We start from the raw sequence: 15,444 nt of genomic DNA, 5'->3' as shown, positions 1-15,444 counted from the left end.
GCCTCGATGCTACGTCGCGGTCGGGGAGCGAACAAGCGCATCGAACGTCGTTGCGTCGATTATTCGCACGATTCTCGAAGCTTAGGTCGCGCGGACGACTCTAGTCGCGAGAGGTTTCGATGAGGTTTCGAACCACGCTCGCCGCCCTCCTGCTGGTGGGCGCTTGCGCCGGGCCGCCGGCGGGGGCGCGCAGCCCGGCGCTGATGTCGCCCGAGACGCTGGCGGGCGTCTGGACGCTGACGGTGGAGGGCCGGGCGGCCTGCAAGCTGCGCCTCACCGTGACGCCGGCGGCTCAGGGCTACGGCGCCTCGCCGCAGGGCGGTTGCCCGTTCGCGGTAGCCCAGTGGCGCCCGGTCCCCGACGGCGTTGAGCTCGCCGGCCCGGACGGTCTGACCCTGATCCTGCTGGCGCCGTCCGGCGCGAACGCCTTCAGCGGCTTCGACGGGGAGCGGCGGCCGGCGCGCATGGTCCGCTAGCGCGAGCAGGCGGACCCGCCGCAGTAGGCCCGCCCCGCGGGCCGCCCCCAGGTGACTTCGCCGGCGCCCCCGACGATCTTCCTGACCCGGCCGGTCACGGCCGCGGCGTGGATGCGGCCCGAGCCGTTCAGCTCGGCCTCCAGCGTGCCGATCCGGCCCGAGTGGACGATCTGCCCCGAGCCCTTCAGCCGCAGGCCCGCGTGGGGGCTGACGCCGCCGGCGACCGACATCCGCCCGCGACCCGCCACATCCGCCGACAGCGGTCCCTGCGCCTCGCCGATGCTGATCCGGCCATCGCCGATCAGCCGGGCGGTCAGGCCCTTGTGCGCCGCCCCGAGCGCGATCGACCCGCCGCCTGCCTGGGCGAGCGTCGCCGGCGCTGCGGCGCTGCTGGCGCGCCAGCTGCCGCAGCCGCCGCTCGCCAGCCGCAGTTCCCTGGCCGGGCCGACCTCGCCGAGGACCGCGCCCTGGGCGTGGATGTCCACATCCATCGGCGTGCGAACGGTGATGGTCGTCAGCCCCGCCGCAGGAAGTCTCTCCGGGCAGTTCCGCCCGTCCTCGGCGTCGAAACCGTCGCTGATGGTGAGCGCCTGGCCTTCCCGCGCCAGGGCGAAACCGGCCGCGCCGCCCTCGACCGCGATGTCGCTGCGGTCCTCGGGGATCACCACCACCCTGACGACCCCGACGGTCCCCGACTGCACCTGGATGCGCAGGGCCGGACGGCCCGACGGCTCAGGCGGCGGCAGACGGGCCGAGGGGCCGCAGGCGGCGAGGGCGAGCGCGATGATCCACGGGCAGCCCCGACGGAGAATGTTGGGCACGCCCCCGCTCCTGTGAAACTACACGTGTAGTAGCGCAGGATCGGCCGGGTGCAAAATCCGTCGGCGGGCGCCGCGTTAGTTGGAGATCTTGGAGAGCGGGGTCTGGGCCTGGGGCAGCAGCCCGCGGCTCTGGCCGGCCACGAACACCTGGAAGGCGGTGGGGTCGGAGACGTCCACCGTCAGGCCGGAGATGGCCGGGGCGCGGTACGCTTCGCCGGCCGAGAGCTGGCGGGCGAAATAGACCTTGCCGTCGGCGCCGCGGATGATGACCGAGCCGCCGCGCACCGCCTGCAGGGTGACGACCGAGGCCCCTGCCGAGGCGCCGTGCACCGGCCCCTTCGGCGTGAAGACCGCCGGCAGCGGCTGGGCGTGCACCGCGGTCGCCGCGGACGTGGCGCTGGGCAGCTTGGTGGGGTCGCTCTCGGGCAGGCTGCCGCCGGCGGCCGTGGCGGCCGCCAGGCCGGGGGTTTCGTAAGGCGCGGGCGTGGTGGACTCCACCGGCGCCGGCAAGGGCGCGCCGAGCTCCACCGGGCCCTGCGGGACCGGCGCGACGATGGTGGCCACGGCCTTGGCGGGGGCGGCCTCAACGGGCGCCTCCTCTTGGGTCATGGCCCGCTGCACCAGGTTCCAGGCCAGCACGGCGGCCAAGACGACGCCGAAGGCGGTGGCGAACAGGCCCAACCGCGGATCGCGCTCCTTCTGCACGCCCACCGGCTCGGGCAGGGCGTTGTCGGGCGCAGGCTCGTCGCGCTTGAAGCGGGCGACGGCGGCCTCGCCGTCCAGGCCCAGCGCGTTGGCGTAGGCGCGAATATAGCCGATGGTGAACGGACGTGAGGGGAGGGCCTCGAGCCGCATCTCCTCAATCGCCTGGAGATAGGCGCGCCGGACGCAGGTCTTTTCGGCCACTTCCTCCAAGGACAGGCCGAGGAACTCGCGGATGGTCTTCAGGGCTTCGCCAACGTCGGGGCCGTCTTGAAGCGTCGGCATGTAGGTCTCGACTTTGGCTGGACTGCGGCGGGTCCGGGCACGCAAAGAAATGTCCATTTCTCCGCCAGTATCGAGCGGCATGGTATCAGTCACCCCCACTGAGCGCACAGCGACCGCCAGTCCCCATGAGCCCATTTCCACCTAGCAGCTTCATCTTAACGAAGAGTTGTGGTTAGAGGTTCAGCATTCGCGCCGGAATGCGGTGGTTCGTCGCGAAGTGTAACCGAGATTCTACACCGCCAAATAGAGCTTCCGCGCCAGGGTCTCGATCTCGTTCCGCACCGATCCGGCGCCGCCCTTGATCAGCGCCGAGACCCCCCGGCGGGCCGCCTCCCGATCGCATGACAGCACCATCTGCTTCACCGGACCGACCCCGGCCGGAGGCATGGACAACTGTTCGAAGCCGAGCGCCACAAGCACGAAGGCCTCCAGCGGCCGGCCGGCCATTTCGCCGCAGACCGACACCGGCGTGCCCGTCTCCGCGCAGGCCCGCTGGATCGCTTCCAGCGCCCTGAGCGCCGGCGGCGAGAGCACGTCGTAGCGGTCGGCCACCCGCGGGTTCCCGCGGTCGGCGGCGAACAGGTACTGCATCAGGTCGTTGGTGCCGACCGAGACGAAGTCGGTCATCGGCAGGAGGGCGTCCAGGTGCCAGATCAGGCTCGGCGCCTCGATCATCGCGCCGACGTCCAGGCGCGACGGCGGCGGGCGCCCGCGCCGCTGGGCCCAGGCGACCTCGTGGTCCACCAGGGCGCGGGCCTGGCGGAACTCGTCCACCGTGGCGACCAGCGGGAACATGATCCGCAGCGGCCGGCCGCGGGCCGCGGCGATCAGCGCCCGCAGCTGCAGGCGCAGCAGGGCCGGACGGTCCAGCCCCATGCGGATCGCGCGCCACCCGAGCGCCGGGTTGTCCTCCCGCTCGGCCTCCAGGTAGGGCAGCACCTTGTCGCCGCCGAGGTCGAGGGTGCGGAAGGTCACCGGCAGCCCGGCGGCGGCGTCCATCACCCGGGCGTAGAGGGCGGCCTGGGCGGAGAACCGCGGCAACTCCTCGGCGACCATGAACTGGAACTCGGTGCGGAACAGGCCGATGCCCTCGGCGCCCGCCTCCCGCAGCAGCTCGAGGTCGACGTCCAGGCCGGCGTTCATGAGCAGGGTGATCTTGGCGCCGTCGCGGGTGAAGGCCGGAGTCTCGCGCAGCTTGGCGAATTCGGCCCGCCGCTGCGCCCGCACCTCCATCCGCGCGGTGATCGCCTTGCGCACGTCGGGCCGGGGCCGCAGGTAGGCCTCGCCGGTCTCGGCGTCCACGATGACCGTGTCGCCCTCGTTCACCCGGTCGCGCAGGCCGGGCAGCCGCCCGACGCAGGGGATGTCCAGCGCGCGGGCGACGATGGCCGCATGGCTGGCGGCCGAGCCTTCCTCGAGCAGCAGGCCCGTCAGCTTGGTGCGGTCGTATTCCAGGAGGTCGGCGGGGCCGAGGTTGCGGGCGATGAGGATCGCGCCGTCCGGCAGCTCGCGGGCGGCGTGGCCGTCGCCGGCCAGGTGCCGCAGCAGCCGGTCGTTGAGGTCCTCCAGATCGTGCAGCCGCTCGCGCAGGTAGGGGTCCCGCGCCTGGCCCAGGCGCGCCCGATGCTCGGAGCGGACGCGCTCGACGGCCGCTTCGGCGGTCAGGCCGTTGCGCACCGCGTCCACCAGGCTGCGGTTCCAGCCGCGGTCGTGGGCGAACATCCGGTAGGTGTCGAGCACCTCGTAGGAGGCCTCCACCAGCCCGTGCTGGCCCTCCAGCATCTGGTCGATCTGCGCCTGCAGCGCGGCGATGGCGGTGTTCAGCCGCTGTTCCTCGGCCTGGGCGTCGTCGGCCAGCAGGTGGGAGGGGGCGACCGGCGGCTCGTGCAGCACGGCCACGCCCAGCGCCAGGCCCTCGGCGAACTTCTGGCCCTTCAGCCGCTCGGGGCGGTGGGGCGCCAGCTCGACGCCCTTGAGTTCCTCTTCCTTGATGAGCTCGCCGGCGGCGACCATCTCGGCCAGGACCATGGCGATGATCTGCAGGTCCTCGACCTCGTCCTCGGTGTAGACCCGCTCGGTGCGGTTCTGGACGACCAGCACGCCGATCGCCCGGCCGCCGCGCAGCAGCGGCACCCCGAGGAAGGCGTGATAGGGGTCTTCGCCGGTTTCCGGCCGGTAGGAGAAAGCCGGATGGCTGGGCGCGTCGGCCAGGTTCAGCGGCCGCCCCTGGCGCATGATCTCGCCGATCAGGCCCTCGCCCTGCTTCAGCCGGGTGACGTGGACGGCCTTGGACTCCAGGCCCTCGGTGGCGAACAGCTCCATCTCGCCGCCCGGGCGCCGCAGGTAGAGCGAGCACACCTCGGCGACCATGGAGCGGGCGATGATCCGCACCACCATATCCAGGCGCGCCTGGGCCGGGCCGCCGCTGGCGAGGGCTTCCCGGATCTGGCGCAGCAGGCTGCGCTGGCCTCGGATGGCGATGCCTTGGATGGGCACTTTGGCCGTTTCCTCCTGTCCCTTCCGCTTCTTAGCAGACACCGGCGACGGATCGGAGACACCTTTCCGGCGCGTGCGTCAGCGCGTCGCCCTCCTCAGACTATCTATCAGCAGGACCCCGAAAGCTGCTCGCATTTTGCGCAAGCGGCGCCAGAAAAACTCGCCCGCCGCTTGCGCCGTTTGCGCCGTCAGAGCCGGGCCGCCCGCAACCGGAGCGCGTTGCCGACGACGCTGACGCTGGACAGCGCCATGGCCCCGGCGGCGATGGCCGGCGACAGCAGCCAGCCGAACACCGGGTAGAGCAGGCCCGCCGCGATCGGCACCCCGGCGGCGTTGTAGACGAAGGCGAAGAACAGGTTCTGGCGGATGTTGCGCATCACCGCCCGCGACAGCCGCCGCGCCTTCACCAGCCCCTGCAGGTCGCCCTTCAGCAGGGTGACCCCGGCGCTCTCGATGGCCACGTCCGCGCCGGCGCCCATGGCGATCCCGACGTCGGCGGCGGCCAGGGCAGGGGCGTCGTTCACGCCGTCGCCGGCCATCGCCACCTTGCGGCCTTCGCCGCGCAGCTTGTCGACCACCGCGGCCTTGTCCTGCGGCAGCACCTCGGCCTCGACCTCGTCGATGCCCAGCCGCCGTGCGACCGCCAGGGCGGTGGTGCGGTTGTCGCCGGTCATCATCACCAGGCGCAGGCCGTCGGCCTTCAGGGCCGAAACCGCGGCCGGGGTGGTCGCCTTGATCGGGTCGGCGATGGCGACCACCGCCGCCGCCTCGCCGTCCACGGCCACGAAGATCGCCGTGGCGCCTTCGCCGCGCAGGTTCTCGGCCTCCGCCTCGAGCGCGCGGACGTCTACGCCCTGCTCCTGAAGGAACCGGCCCGAGCCGATCGTCAGCCGGCGCCCGTCGACCATGCCGACGACGCCCTTGCCGACCGGCGAGTCGACGTCGGCGGGGTGGGCGAGGGCCAGGCCCCGCTCGTTCGCGGCGCGGACGATGGCGTCGGCGAGGGGGTGCTCGCTGGCCCGCTCCAGGCTGGCGGCCAGGCGCAGGACCTCGGCCTCGTCGAAGCCGGCGGCCGGGCGGATGGCGGTCACCGCCGGGCGGCCCTCGGTCAGGGTGCCGGTCTTGTCGATCACCAGGGTGTCGATCTGCTCGAAGCGCTCCAGCGCCTCGGCGTTCTTGATCAGCACGCCGGCGCGGGCGCCGCGCCCGACGCCGACCATGATCGAGATCGGCGTCGCCAGGCCCAGGGCGCACGGACAGGCGATGATCAGCACCGAGACGGCCGCCACCAGGCCGAAGCTGAACCTGGGCTCCGGCCCGAACAGGCTCCAGACGACGAAGGCCACGGCCGCGACGGCGATCACCGCCGGCACGAACCAGCCGGAGACCAGGTCGGCCAGCCGCTGGATCGGCGCGCGGCTGCGCTGGGCCTGGGCGACCATCTGGACGATCTGCGAGAGCAGGGTGTCGGCGCCGACCTTCTCGGCCCGCATGACGAAGCCGCCGGTCTTGTTGATCGAGCCGCCGACGACCTTGTCGCCGGCTTCCTTGGTGACCGGCATGGATTCGCCGGTGACCATGGACTCGTCGATGGCCACACGGCCCTCGACCAGCTCGCCGTCCACCGGGACCTTTTCGCCGGGACGCACGCGCAGCCGGTCGCCGACGGCGATCTGGTCCAGGGTGACCTCCTCGTCGGAGCCGTCGTCCCGCACCCGCCGGGCGGTCTTGGGGGCGAGGTCGAGGAGGGCGCGGATGGCGCCCGAGGTCTGCTCGCGGGCCCGCAGCTCCAAGAGCTGTCCCAGCAGCACCAGGACGGTGATCACCGCCGCCGCCTCGAAGTAGATCGGGACCGAGCCGTCGGCCCGGCGGAAGGCGTCCGGGAACAGGCCCGGCGCGACCGTTGCGATCAGGCTGTAGACGTAGGCCACCCCGACGCCCATGGCGATCAGGGTGAACATGTTGAGGTTGCGGCTGACGAGCGAGCGGGCGCCCCGCTCGAAGAACGGCCAGCCGGACCACAGCACCACCGGCGTGGCGAGCAGGAGCTGCAGCCAGTTGGAGGTCTGGGCGCCCAGCCGCATGGTCAGGCCCGTGAGGTGGCCGCCCATCTCCAGGGCGAACACCGGCAGGGCGAACAGCAGGCCGATCCAGAACCGGCGGCCGAAATCCTTCAGCTCCGGATTGGGCTCGGCGTCGGCGGTGAAGAGCTCGGGCTCCAGGGCCATGCCGCAGATCGGGCAGCTGCCCGGCCCCACCTGCCGCACCTCCGGGTGCATCGGGCAGGTGTAGATGGTCCCCGCCGGCGCCTCGGGCGCCTTGCGGCCGTCCTTGTTCAGGTAGGTTTCGGGATCGGCCTCGAACTTCGTCTTGCAGCCGGCCGAGCAGAAGTGGAAGGCGCGGCCCCCGTGCTTGGCGTGGTGGGGCGTCTTGGTCGGATCGACGGTCATGCCGCAGACCGGATCCTCCACCTGCAGGTACTTGTCGGGATCGCCCTCGAACTTCGTCTTGCAGCCGGCCGAGCAGAAGTGGAACGCCCGCCCGTCGTGCTCGGCGTGGTGCGCCGTCCTGGCGGGATCGACGGTCATGCCGCAGACCGGGTCCAGCACCTTGCCCGCGTCCGCGTGATCGTGATGGCAGGCTTCGCCATGCGCGTGATGGTGGTCGTGGGGCTTGGTCGGCATCGCCGCCTCCAGGATCGGGAAGATACCCCCTCGGGGCATCGGCAGGTCCAGCAGATATACCCCCGCGGGGCATATTGCAATTACCCCCTGAGGGTATATGTTCCTGGCCAGGAGGCGCGCCGATGAACCGCGAGAACAAGCCCAAGCTGCTCAACCGCCTGAACCGTATCGAAGGCCAGGTGCGGGGCGTCGCCCGGATGGTGGAGGAGGACCGCTACTGCATCGACGTGCTGACGCAGATCCAGGCGGTGCGCGCGGCCCTGGCCAAGGTCGAGACCGAGCTGCTCCGCGACCACCTCAACCACTGCATCGTGGGGGCGATGGTCAGCGGCGACGAGGCCGAACAGCGCAAGAAGGCCGAGGAGCTGATCCAGGTCCTCGAGCGCGCCCGCTGAGGTAAGAGTAAGAGGACACATCCATGCGCCCCGGCGCACATCCCATCGACCGCCGCCAGCTGCTGCGCGGCGCAACCGCCCTTGGCGGCGCGGCCGCCCTGAGCGCCGTCGCGCCCGGCTGGGCCCGCGGCCAGACCGGGCCGCAGGCGCTCTCCGGCGACGAAATCGCGCTGACCATCGGCCATGCGCCGCTGCGCATCGACGGCCGCCCCGCCCACGCCATCGCCATCAACGGCCAGGTGCCGGGCCCGCTGATCCGGCTGAAGGAGGGCCAGCGCGCCCGCATCGCCGTGACCAACCGGCTGGACGAGGACACCTCGATCCACTGGCACGGCCTTCTGGTGCCCTTCCAGATGGACGGGGTGCCGGGCGTCAGCTTTCCGGGAATCCGGCCGGGCGAGACCTTCGTTTACGACTTCCCGGTCCGGCACGCGGGCACCTACTGGTACCATAGCCACTCGGGGCTGCAGGAGCTGATGGGCCACTACGCCCCGCTGGTCATCGATCCCGCCGGCGCCGAGCCCCACCCCTACGACCGCGAGCACGTGATCGTGCTCTCCGAGCACAGCTTCATGCACCCGCATGAGATCCTGCGGCGGCTGAAGATGCAGCCCGGCTACTTCAACCGCCAGAAGCAGACCATCGCCGGCCTGCTCGCCGGCGAGGACCAGAAGCTGTCCGACCGCATCGCCTGGGCCGGCATGCGGATGGACCCCACCGACATCCTCGACGTCAGCGGCTCGACCTACACCTACCTGGTCAACGGCGCCTCGCCGCGGGCGAACTGGACCGGCCTCTTCAGTCCGGGCGAGCGGGTGCGGCTGCGGATCATCAACGCCGCGGCCATGACCATCTTCAACGTCCGCATCCCGGGCCTGCCGATGACCGTCGTCCAGGCCGACGGCCAGGACGTCGTCCCGATCGAGGTGGACGAGCTGCAGATTTCCAACGCCGAGACCTACGACGTCATCGTCCAGCCGCGCGAGGACGTCGCCTACGCCTTCGTCGCCGAGGCGGCGGACCGCTCGGGCATGGCGCTGGGAACGCTCGCGCCGCGCGCCGGGATGGCCGCGGCGGCGCCGCCGCTGCGTAAGCGGCCGGTGCTGGGCATGAAGGACATGGGCATGGGCGACCACGGGGCCGGGCACGGCGCCCACGCCGGCCACAGCATGTCGATGCTCGACCCGGCCAACGCGCCGCAGGTGAAGACCGGCCCCGGCGTGCAGATGATCTCGCCGATGCCGGTGGACCGCACCGCGGACCGCGGCACGGGCCTGGAGGACGTCCCCCACCGGGTGCTGGTCTACACCGACCTCGTGGCGCTGACGCCGAACCCCGACGCGCGGCCGCCCTCACGCACCCTCCAGATCCACCTGACCGGCAACATGGAGCGGTTCATGTGGGGCTTCGACGGCAAGAAGTTCTCCGAGCTCGTCGACCCGATCCCCTTCCACCTGGGCGAGCGGGTGCGGGTGACCCTGGTGAACGACACCATGATGAACCACCCGATCCACCTGCACGGCCACTTCGTGGAGCTGGTCAACGGCCACGGCGAGCGCCAGCCGCGCAAGCACACGGTCAACGTCAAGCCGGGCGGCAAGCTCAGCTTCGACCTGACCGCCAGCGAGCCCGGCGACTGGGCCTTCCATTGCCACATGCTGCTGCACATGCACGCCGGCATGTTCAACGTCGTCACCGTGCGGCCGCTGGCGGAGGGCGCGGCATGAGGCGCCTGGCCCTGATCGCGCTGGCGCCCCTGGCGCTGGCCACGCCCGCCTTGGCCCAGCAAGCGGACCCGCACGCCGGCCACCACGGCCACGGGGCGCCGGCCGACCCGCACGCGGGTCATGTCATGCCGACGCCTCCCGCCGACCCGCATGCCGGGCGCGCCATGCCGGCGGCGCCTGCCGATCCGCACGCGGGTCACGCCATGCCGCAAGCCCCGGCCGACCCGCACGCCGGCCACCACGGTCACGCGACGCCCGCTGATCCGCACGCCGGCCACGACATGCCGCCGCCGTCCGCGCCCGCGCCGCCGCCCCCGGGCGACCACGCCGCCGACACCGTCTGGTCGCCTCAGGAGATGGCCGCCGCGCGGGCGCAGCTGCGGGCCGAGCACGGCGACATCCGCTGGCCCCAGGTGGTCGTGGAGACGCTCGAGGCGCGGCCCTCGTCCGACGGCGACGGCTACGCCTGGGACGGCGAGGTCTCGTACGGCGGCGACATCAACCGCTTCGTGCTGGCCTCGGAAGGGGAGGGGCGCTCGGGCGAGCGGCCCGAGCACTTCGAGGTGCAGGCGCTGTGGCGGCGGGCGGTGAGCCCCTACTTCAACCTGCGCGCCGGCGTGCGCCAGGACTTCGAGCCGCGGCCGCGCCGCACCTACGCCACCCTCGGCGTCGAGGGCGTCTCGCCCTACTGGGTGGAGCTCTCGGCCGCCGCCTTCCTGTCGGACGCGGGCAAGCTCTCGGCGCGGCTGGAGGCGTCCACCGACTTCCGGCTGACCCAGCGGCTGGTCCTGCAGCCCAGCGCCGAGGTGAACCTGGCGGCCCAGGACGATGAGGCGATCGGCGTCGGATCCGGCCTCTCGGACCTCGAGCTCGGCCTTCGCCTGCGCTACCACCTGACGCCGGCCTTCGCCCCCTACGTCGGCGTCGTCCACGAACGGGCCGTCGGCGGCACGGCCGACCACGCCCGCGCCCACGGCGAGGACGTGCGCGACACCCGGGCCGTGATCGGCCTGCAGGCGATGTTCTGAGTCTTAGACCTCTCCCCCCGCGCAGCGGGGGGAGAGGGTAGGGTGAGGGGGGACTCTGCGCCAAGACGGATGTCCGCCCCTTCGCGACGGGCGCGGCTTCGCCGCGCGCCCCTCACCCAACCCTCTCCCCGCGAGCGGGGAGAGGTCATCAATCCGCCGGCGGCGCCACGCGCAGCCAGGCCACGTCGTCCAGCACGTAGCGCTCGCCCGCGGCCCGCAGCTTGCTGGCCGGGATGCGGACGCGCCGGTCGCCGGTGCGGACGACGGCGTAGGCCTCCGTCGGGCCGTCGCGGTCGATGACCTGGGTGATCACGCCGATCCGCGCGCCGGCCGGATCCTGAACGAGGGCGTCCTGGCGCAGCGTCGGATACTGCAGGGCGTTGTGGGCCGCGTCGGCCGGCGTGCCGGTGGCGGTGACGCCCGCCCTCGCCTGGCCGGCCTGGCTCGCGCCCGCGCCGGCGTTCATCGGCTGGCTGTCGTCGAACTTCGGCGCGGAGGGGACGTCCTGCGCAGCCGCCGGGGCGGCCAGCAGCAGGGCCGCGGCGGCCGCGCCCAGACCTGCGTGCAGTCTCATCTTCGGTCTCCCGTTGCGGTTCCGCGTTAGAACCCCTGCGGGAGAACGGTGTTCCGCTAAATCAGAGCTGGTCCAGGCCGTAGGCGGCGTGCAGGGCGCGAACGGCCAGCTCGGTGTAGGCGGCGTCGATCAGCACGCTGATCTTGATCTCGCTGGTGGAGATCACCTGGATGTTGACGCCCTTTTCGGCCAGCGCCCCGAACATGGTCTTGGCGACGCCCGCGTGGCTGCGCATGCCGACCCCGATCACCGAGACCTTGGCGACCTCCTCGTCGACATGCACGTCGTCGAAGCCGATCTCCTGCTGGGCGGCGCGGACGATCTCCACGGCCCTCGCTGCGTCCCGCTTGCCGACGGTGAACTCCATGTTGGCCGTGTCCGCGGTGCGGGCATGGCTCTGGACGATCATGTCGACGTTGACGTTGGCGTCGGCCAGCCGGCCGAAGATCTCCTTGGACACGCCCGGATGGTCCGGCAGGCCGAAGAGGCTGATCTTGGCCTCGTCGCGGCTGTAGGCGACCCCGCTCACGATGCGCTTTTCCACGATCTCCTCCTCGTCGCACACGATGGTGCCTGCGCCTGTCGCTTCGCCCGGCTCCACGAAGCTCGAAAGCACGCGCACCGGCACCTTGTAGGCCATGGCGAGCTCGACCGAGCGGGTCTGCAGCACCTTGGCGCCCAGCGAGGCCATTTCCAGCATCTCCTCGTAGGAGATCTTGGCCAGCCGACGCGCCTTGGCCTCGATGCGCGGGTCGGTGGTGTAGACGCCGTCGACGTCCGTATAGATGTCGCAGGCCGCCTCGAGCGCGGCGGCGATCGCCACCGCGCTGGTGTCCGAGCCGCCGCGGCCCAGGGTGGCGATGCGGCCCTGGCGGTCGACGCCCTGGAAGCCGGCGATTACCGCCACCTCGCCGCCGTCCAGCGCCGCAGCCAGCTTCTCCGGCGGGATCTCGTCGATCCGCGCCTTGCCGTGCGCCTCGTCGGTGATGATCGGGATCTGCCAGCCCAGCCAGGAGCGGGCGCGCAGGCCCATGTTGCGCAGGGTCATGGACAGCAGCCCGGCGGTCACCTGCTCGCCGGAGGCCACCACCACGTCGTATTCGTCGTCGCTCTCGGGGATGCCCTGCGCGGCCGCGCCGGCGCCATCGGTCCAGGCGACCAGCTCATTGGTCTTGCCGGCCATGGCCGAGACCACCACCGCCACCTGTTTGCCGGACTCCACCTCGGCGGCCACCAGCCGCGCCACCCGGCGGATACGCTCCAGGTCGGCCACCGAGGTGCCGCCGAATTTCATGACCAGCCGCGACACGCCGCCTTGGCCCCCCGTCCTTGCGAAGTGCGCGCCTTCTAGCGACGCCGCTCTGCCGGGGCAATGGTCAGGCGTCGGCTACGTGGGACTTGTCGGCGTCTGGCGCAGCAGGCCGTTCAACAACGCCTTGAACGCCGGGATCGCCTTCTGCGACGCCGCCTCAGGGTCGGGGGCGTTGGCGATCCAGAGCGCAGCGTCCGTCGAGGCTCCGGAGATCAGCCGAGCGGCGGCGCCGGCGTCGATGTCGTCCCTGACGACGCCGTCCGCCTGCAGTTCCTCCAGGTGCTTGCGGATAGCGGCTATGCAGCCAGCCGCGCTCGGCCACCCCGACGGATCGCCCAGCACAGCCGGGCCGTCACGCAGCAGGATCCGCTGGATTTCGGGGTCCAGAGCCATCTCCACATAACCGACGTTCTCCTGGACCAGCGCCTCCCATCGGGTTGGCGCCGAGGCGGAGATCGCCGCCAGCCGCTCGGCCATCTCGGCGTCGAGCTGCACAACCACCGCCTCCAGAAGCCCCTTCTTGTCGCCGAAGTGGTGGTAGAGCGCCCCTCGCGTCAGGCCCGCCTCGGCCGTGAAGTCGTCCATCGACGCCTCCGCATAGCCAAGCTCGCCGAAGGCCTTGCGGGCCGCTGCGATCAACTTGGCGCGGGTCTCGGCGATCATTTCGGAGCGCGGCTTGCGCGACATCTCCTGCTCCCAATCACAGTACGGCCCATTGACATACGTCGCGTATGTGACCAACTCAGACACATACGAGGCGTATGTAATCCAGCGCGGCGATCGCCGCCAGGAGGTCGGAGCATGTTGAAGGCCTACAGCGAGATCTTTCGACCCGCCGGCACGAAGGGCTTTGCCGCCGCAGGCTTCCTCGCCCGCCTGCCGATTGCGATGGCGCCGATCGGCATTGTGACCATGCTGTCCTTGAGCCACGGCGGCTACTGGCTGGCGGGCGCCGTCGCCGCCGCATTCACTTTCACCAACGCCGTCGCCGCACCGCAGATCTCGCGTCTCGTCGACCGGTTCGGCCAGAGCCGCGTGCTGACGCCGACAGCGGCGATCTCGGTCGCCGCCTTCGGCTTCCTCATGCTGTCTGCTCGATTCGACTGGCCGATCTGGACCCTGTTCGCCTCAGCCCTGCTCGCCGCCGCGATGCCCAGCATGCCGGCCATGGTCCGCGCCCGCTGGACCGAGGTGTTCCGCGGCCGGCCGGAGCTGAACACAGCCTTCGCCTTCGAGTCGGTCGCTGACGAGTTGGTCTACATCGCCGGAGCGTCCCTCTCGGTGGCGCTGAGTGTGACGCTGTTCCCCGAGGCCGGGGTCCTGGCCTCCACCCTCTTCCTTAGCGTCGGAATGGCGGCCTTCGTGCTTCAGCGTCGCACAGAGCCCCGGATTCGCGTGCTCGAGACGGGTGGGGGCAGGTCGGCCATCCGGCTGCGGCCCGTCCAGATCGTCACCGCCGCGCTGGTCTTCGTCGGCGCCCTCTTCGCAACGGCCGAGGTCAGCACGGTGGCGCTGACGGCGGAGCTCGGACAACCAAGCGCGGCGAGCCTGGTGATCGGCGTCTATGCGATGGGCTCGTTCATCGTCGGCCTGATTTTCGGCGCGCTGAACCTGAAGGCGCCGTTCGAGCGCCAATTGCTGGCGGCGCTCGGCGTGGTCCTGCTCACCACCTTGCCCCTGCTGCTGGTCGACAGCGTGCCGGCGCTGGCGGCCGCCATCTTTCTCAGCGGCGTGGCGATCTCGCCGACCTTCATCACGGCCTTCGGCCTGGTCGAGCGGCGCGTGCCGCCCGAGATCCTGACGGAAGGCATCACCTGGGTGATGACCGGCATCGGCATGGGGATGGCTCTAGGCGCGTTCGTGGCGGGCTGGGTGGTCGACGCTTTCGGTGCGCGGAACGGCTTTTGGGTGTCCGTCGGGGCCGCGGGCGCGGCCGTGACCATCATGGCGTGGGGGCAGCGGACGCTGGGAGAACCCCAGGTCGACGCGCTGGGCGCTCAGCCCCTCAGCTGCCGGTAGACCTCGGCCAGGGGCGCCGTGGTGATCGCGGCCATCACGGCGCTCAGGACCGAGCCCAGGACCACGAAGAGGGGCAGAAACGGTCCGACGGTGCGGAGCAGCAGGAGGGGATCGCCGGCCATCAGCGCCTGCCAGTTCGGCCCGATCACCGCCAGCATCAACCCGGCGCAAATGACGAAGCCGACGAGCTGGACGCCGAGCGCGATCAGCACCGCCAGCAGGAAGACGAGGAACAGCCGTCCGGCGTGGCCGCGGGTGGCGGTCCAGGACTCGAACAGCCGGAAGTTCCGGTCGGCGAAGCTCATCGGATAGGCCAGGCACAGCCGGAGCATCAGCCAGACCACCGCGCCCATGAACAGCAGTAGGGTCGGGCCGCCGATCAGCACCATGCCCCAGGGCCCGAGCGCGTCCCGGAAAAGGTAGCCGAGGAACACGGCCAGCCCCACCACCGGGAACAGCAACATCATCGCGACGATCGAGATCCCGAACGACAGGACGAGGTAGACTAGCCCCAGCCACAGCTCCTGACCGGAGAGCCGCAGGTAGGCCCAGCGCCGCTCCTCCGGCTGCAGTACGGCGCGGAAGACGGCGGCCATCAGCACCGTCTGCAAGACGATCGCGCCCAGCCACACCAGCGGCTGCAGCGCCATCATCTGCGCGTTCAGGCCCATCAGGACGGCCGGATCCGGCTCGGCGTCCCGCGCCAGCGTGGTGAAGAACTGGCCGAAGATCGCGCCGAACAGGGCCATCGTGATCGCGGCCGCCGCCAGGTAGAGCCCCGCCCAGCCCAGCACCGCCTTCGGCTCGCGGCGGATCAGCCGCAGGCCCGCCCCCGCCGCCCGGCCGACCGAAATCTCCGCCATCGCCGCCTCCCCCAAGGCCCAGGTCCGCTCAGATGCTACCTCAGGTCGGCATGGGCGTCATA

General features: G+C 71.5%; 13 protein-coding genes. 5 read left to right on the top strand and 8 right to left on the bottom strand.

The features are described 5' to 3' along the window. The first annotated feature begins 119 nt into the window (after positions 1-119). Positions 120-476, top strand: coding sequence for an AprI/Inh family metalloprotease inhibitor (locus ACFSC0_RS02885; RefSeq protein WP_377280615.1), 357 nt, complete (start codon positions 120-122; stop codon positions 474-476). Here the strand turns inward: ACFSC0_RS02885 and ACFSC0_RS02880 are convergent. The 4 genes from ACFSC0_RS02880 to ACFSC0_RS02865 form a co-directional block, all read right to left on the bottom strand. Beyond that, complete coding sequence (locus tag ACFSC0_RS02880; protein WP_377280616.1) at positions 473-1,297, bottom strand: head GIN domain-containing protein; 825 nt, start codon at positions 1,295-1,297, stop codon at positions 473-475. The genes ACFSC0_RS02885 and ACFSC0_RS02880 overlap by 4 nt on opposite strands. Before the next feature lie 75 nt (positions 1,298-1,372). After that, positions 1,373-2,284, bottom strand: a complete 912-nt coding sequence (locus ACFSC0_RS02875; protein WP_377280617.1) for a RodZ domain-containing protein — start codon at positions 2,282-2,284, stop codon at positions 1,373-1,375. 231 nt (positions 2,285-2,515) lie between these two features. Continuing rightward, entirely contained in the window at positions 2,516-4,780 is a 2,265-nt protein-coding gene (gene ptsP, locus ACFSC0_RS02870) for a phosphoenolpyruvate--protein phosphotransferase (RefSeq protein ID WP_377280618.1), read from the bottom strand. A gap of 188 nt (positions 4,781-4,968) precedes the next feature. Further along, positions 4,969-7,503: a heavy metal translocating P-type ATPase gene (locus ACFSC0_RS02865; protein ID WP_377280619.1), complete on the bottom strand. Its 2,535-nt coding sequence runs from the start codon at positions 7,501-7,503 to the stop codon at positions 4,969-4,971. 83 nt (positions 7,504-7,586) lie between these two features. Here ACFSC0_RS02865 and ACFSC0_RS02860 point away from each other — a divergent pair, with 83 nt between their 5' ends. From ACFSC0_RS02860 to ACFSC0_RS02850, 3 genes are read left to right on the top strand one after another with little or no spacing between them, the layout of a single operon-like run. Then, positions 7,587-7,859 (top strand): metal-sensitive transcriptional regulator, encoded by a 273-nt coding sequence (locus ACFSC0_RS02860; protein WP_377280620.1) that lies wholly within the window; start codon positions 7,587-7,589, stop codon positions 7,857-7,859. A 23-nt stretch (positions 7,860-7,882) separates the two neighbouring features. Beyond that, a complete protein-coding gene (locus tag ACFSC0_RS02855) occupies positions 7,883-9,586 on the top strand; it encodes a copper resistance system multicopper oxidase (protein WP_377280621.1) in 1,704 nt (567 codons plus the stop codon). Further along, on the top strand, positions 9,583-10,614 hold the full coding sequence (locus tag ACFSC0_RS02850) for a copper resistance protein B (protein ID WP_377280622.1): 1,032 nt from the start codon (positions 9,583-9,585) through the stop codon (positions 10,612-10,614). The genes ACFSC0_RS02855 and ACFSC0_RS02850 overlap by 4 nt, the downstream gene beginning before the upstream one ends. Positions 10,615-10,762: 148 nt before the next feature. Here ACFSC0_RS02850 and ACFSC0_RS02845 read toward each other — a convergent pair whose 3' ends face one another. The 3 genes from ACFSC0_RS02845 to ACFSC0_RS02835 form a co-directional block, all read right to left on the bottom strand. Further along, a complete protein-coding gene (locus tag ACFSC0_RS02845; RefSeq protein ID WP_377280623.1) occupies positions 10,763-11,188 on the bottom strand; it encodes a hypothetical protein in 426 nt (141 codons plus the stop codon). A gap of 61 nt (positions 11,189-11,249) precedes the next feature. Then, positions 11,250-12,497, bottom strand: coding sequence for an aspartate kinase (locus tag ACFSC0_RS02840; protein ID WP_377280624.1), 1,248 nt, complete (start codon positions 12,495-12,497; stop codon positions 11,250-11,252). Positions 12,498-12,575: 78 nt separating this feature from the next. Then, a complete protein-coding gene (locus tag ACFSC0_RS02835) occupies positions 12,576-13,187 on the bottom strand; it encodes a TetR/AcrR family transcriptional regulator (protein ID WP_377280625.1) in 612 nt (203 codons plus the stop codon). Positions 13,188-13,301: 114 nt separating this feature from the next. On the opposite strand from ACFSC0_RS02835, the gene ACFSC0_RS02830 reads away from it, so the two are divergent. Further along, on the top strand, positions 13,302-14,519 hold the full coding sequence (locus tag ACFSC0_RS02830; protein ID WP_377280626.1) for an MFS transporter: 1,218 nt from the start codon (positions 13,302-13,304) through the stop codon (positions 14,517-14,519). Here ACFSC0_RS02830 and ACFSC0_RS02825 read toward each other — a convergent pair. Then, positions 14,498-15,382: a hypothetical protein gene (locus ACFSC0_RS02825; protein WP_377280627.1), complete on the bottom strand. Its 885-nt coding sequence runs from the start codon at positions 15,380-15,382 to the stop codon at positions 14,498-14,500. The genes ACFSC0_RS02830 and ACFSC0_RS02825 overlap by 22 nt on opposite strands. Positions 15,383-15,444 lie beyond the last annotated feature (62 nt).

Source organism: Phenylobacterium terrae (assembly GCF_042681205.1).
Classification (GTDB): Bacteria; Pseudomonadota; Alphaproteobacteria; order Caulobacterales; family Caulobacteraceae; genus Phenylobacterium; species Phenylobacterium terrae.
The sequence above is the reverse complement of the archived record's forward strand: the minus strand, read 5'-3'. Positions and strand labels throughout refer to the sequence as shown.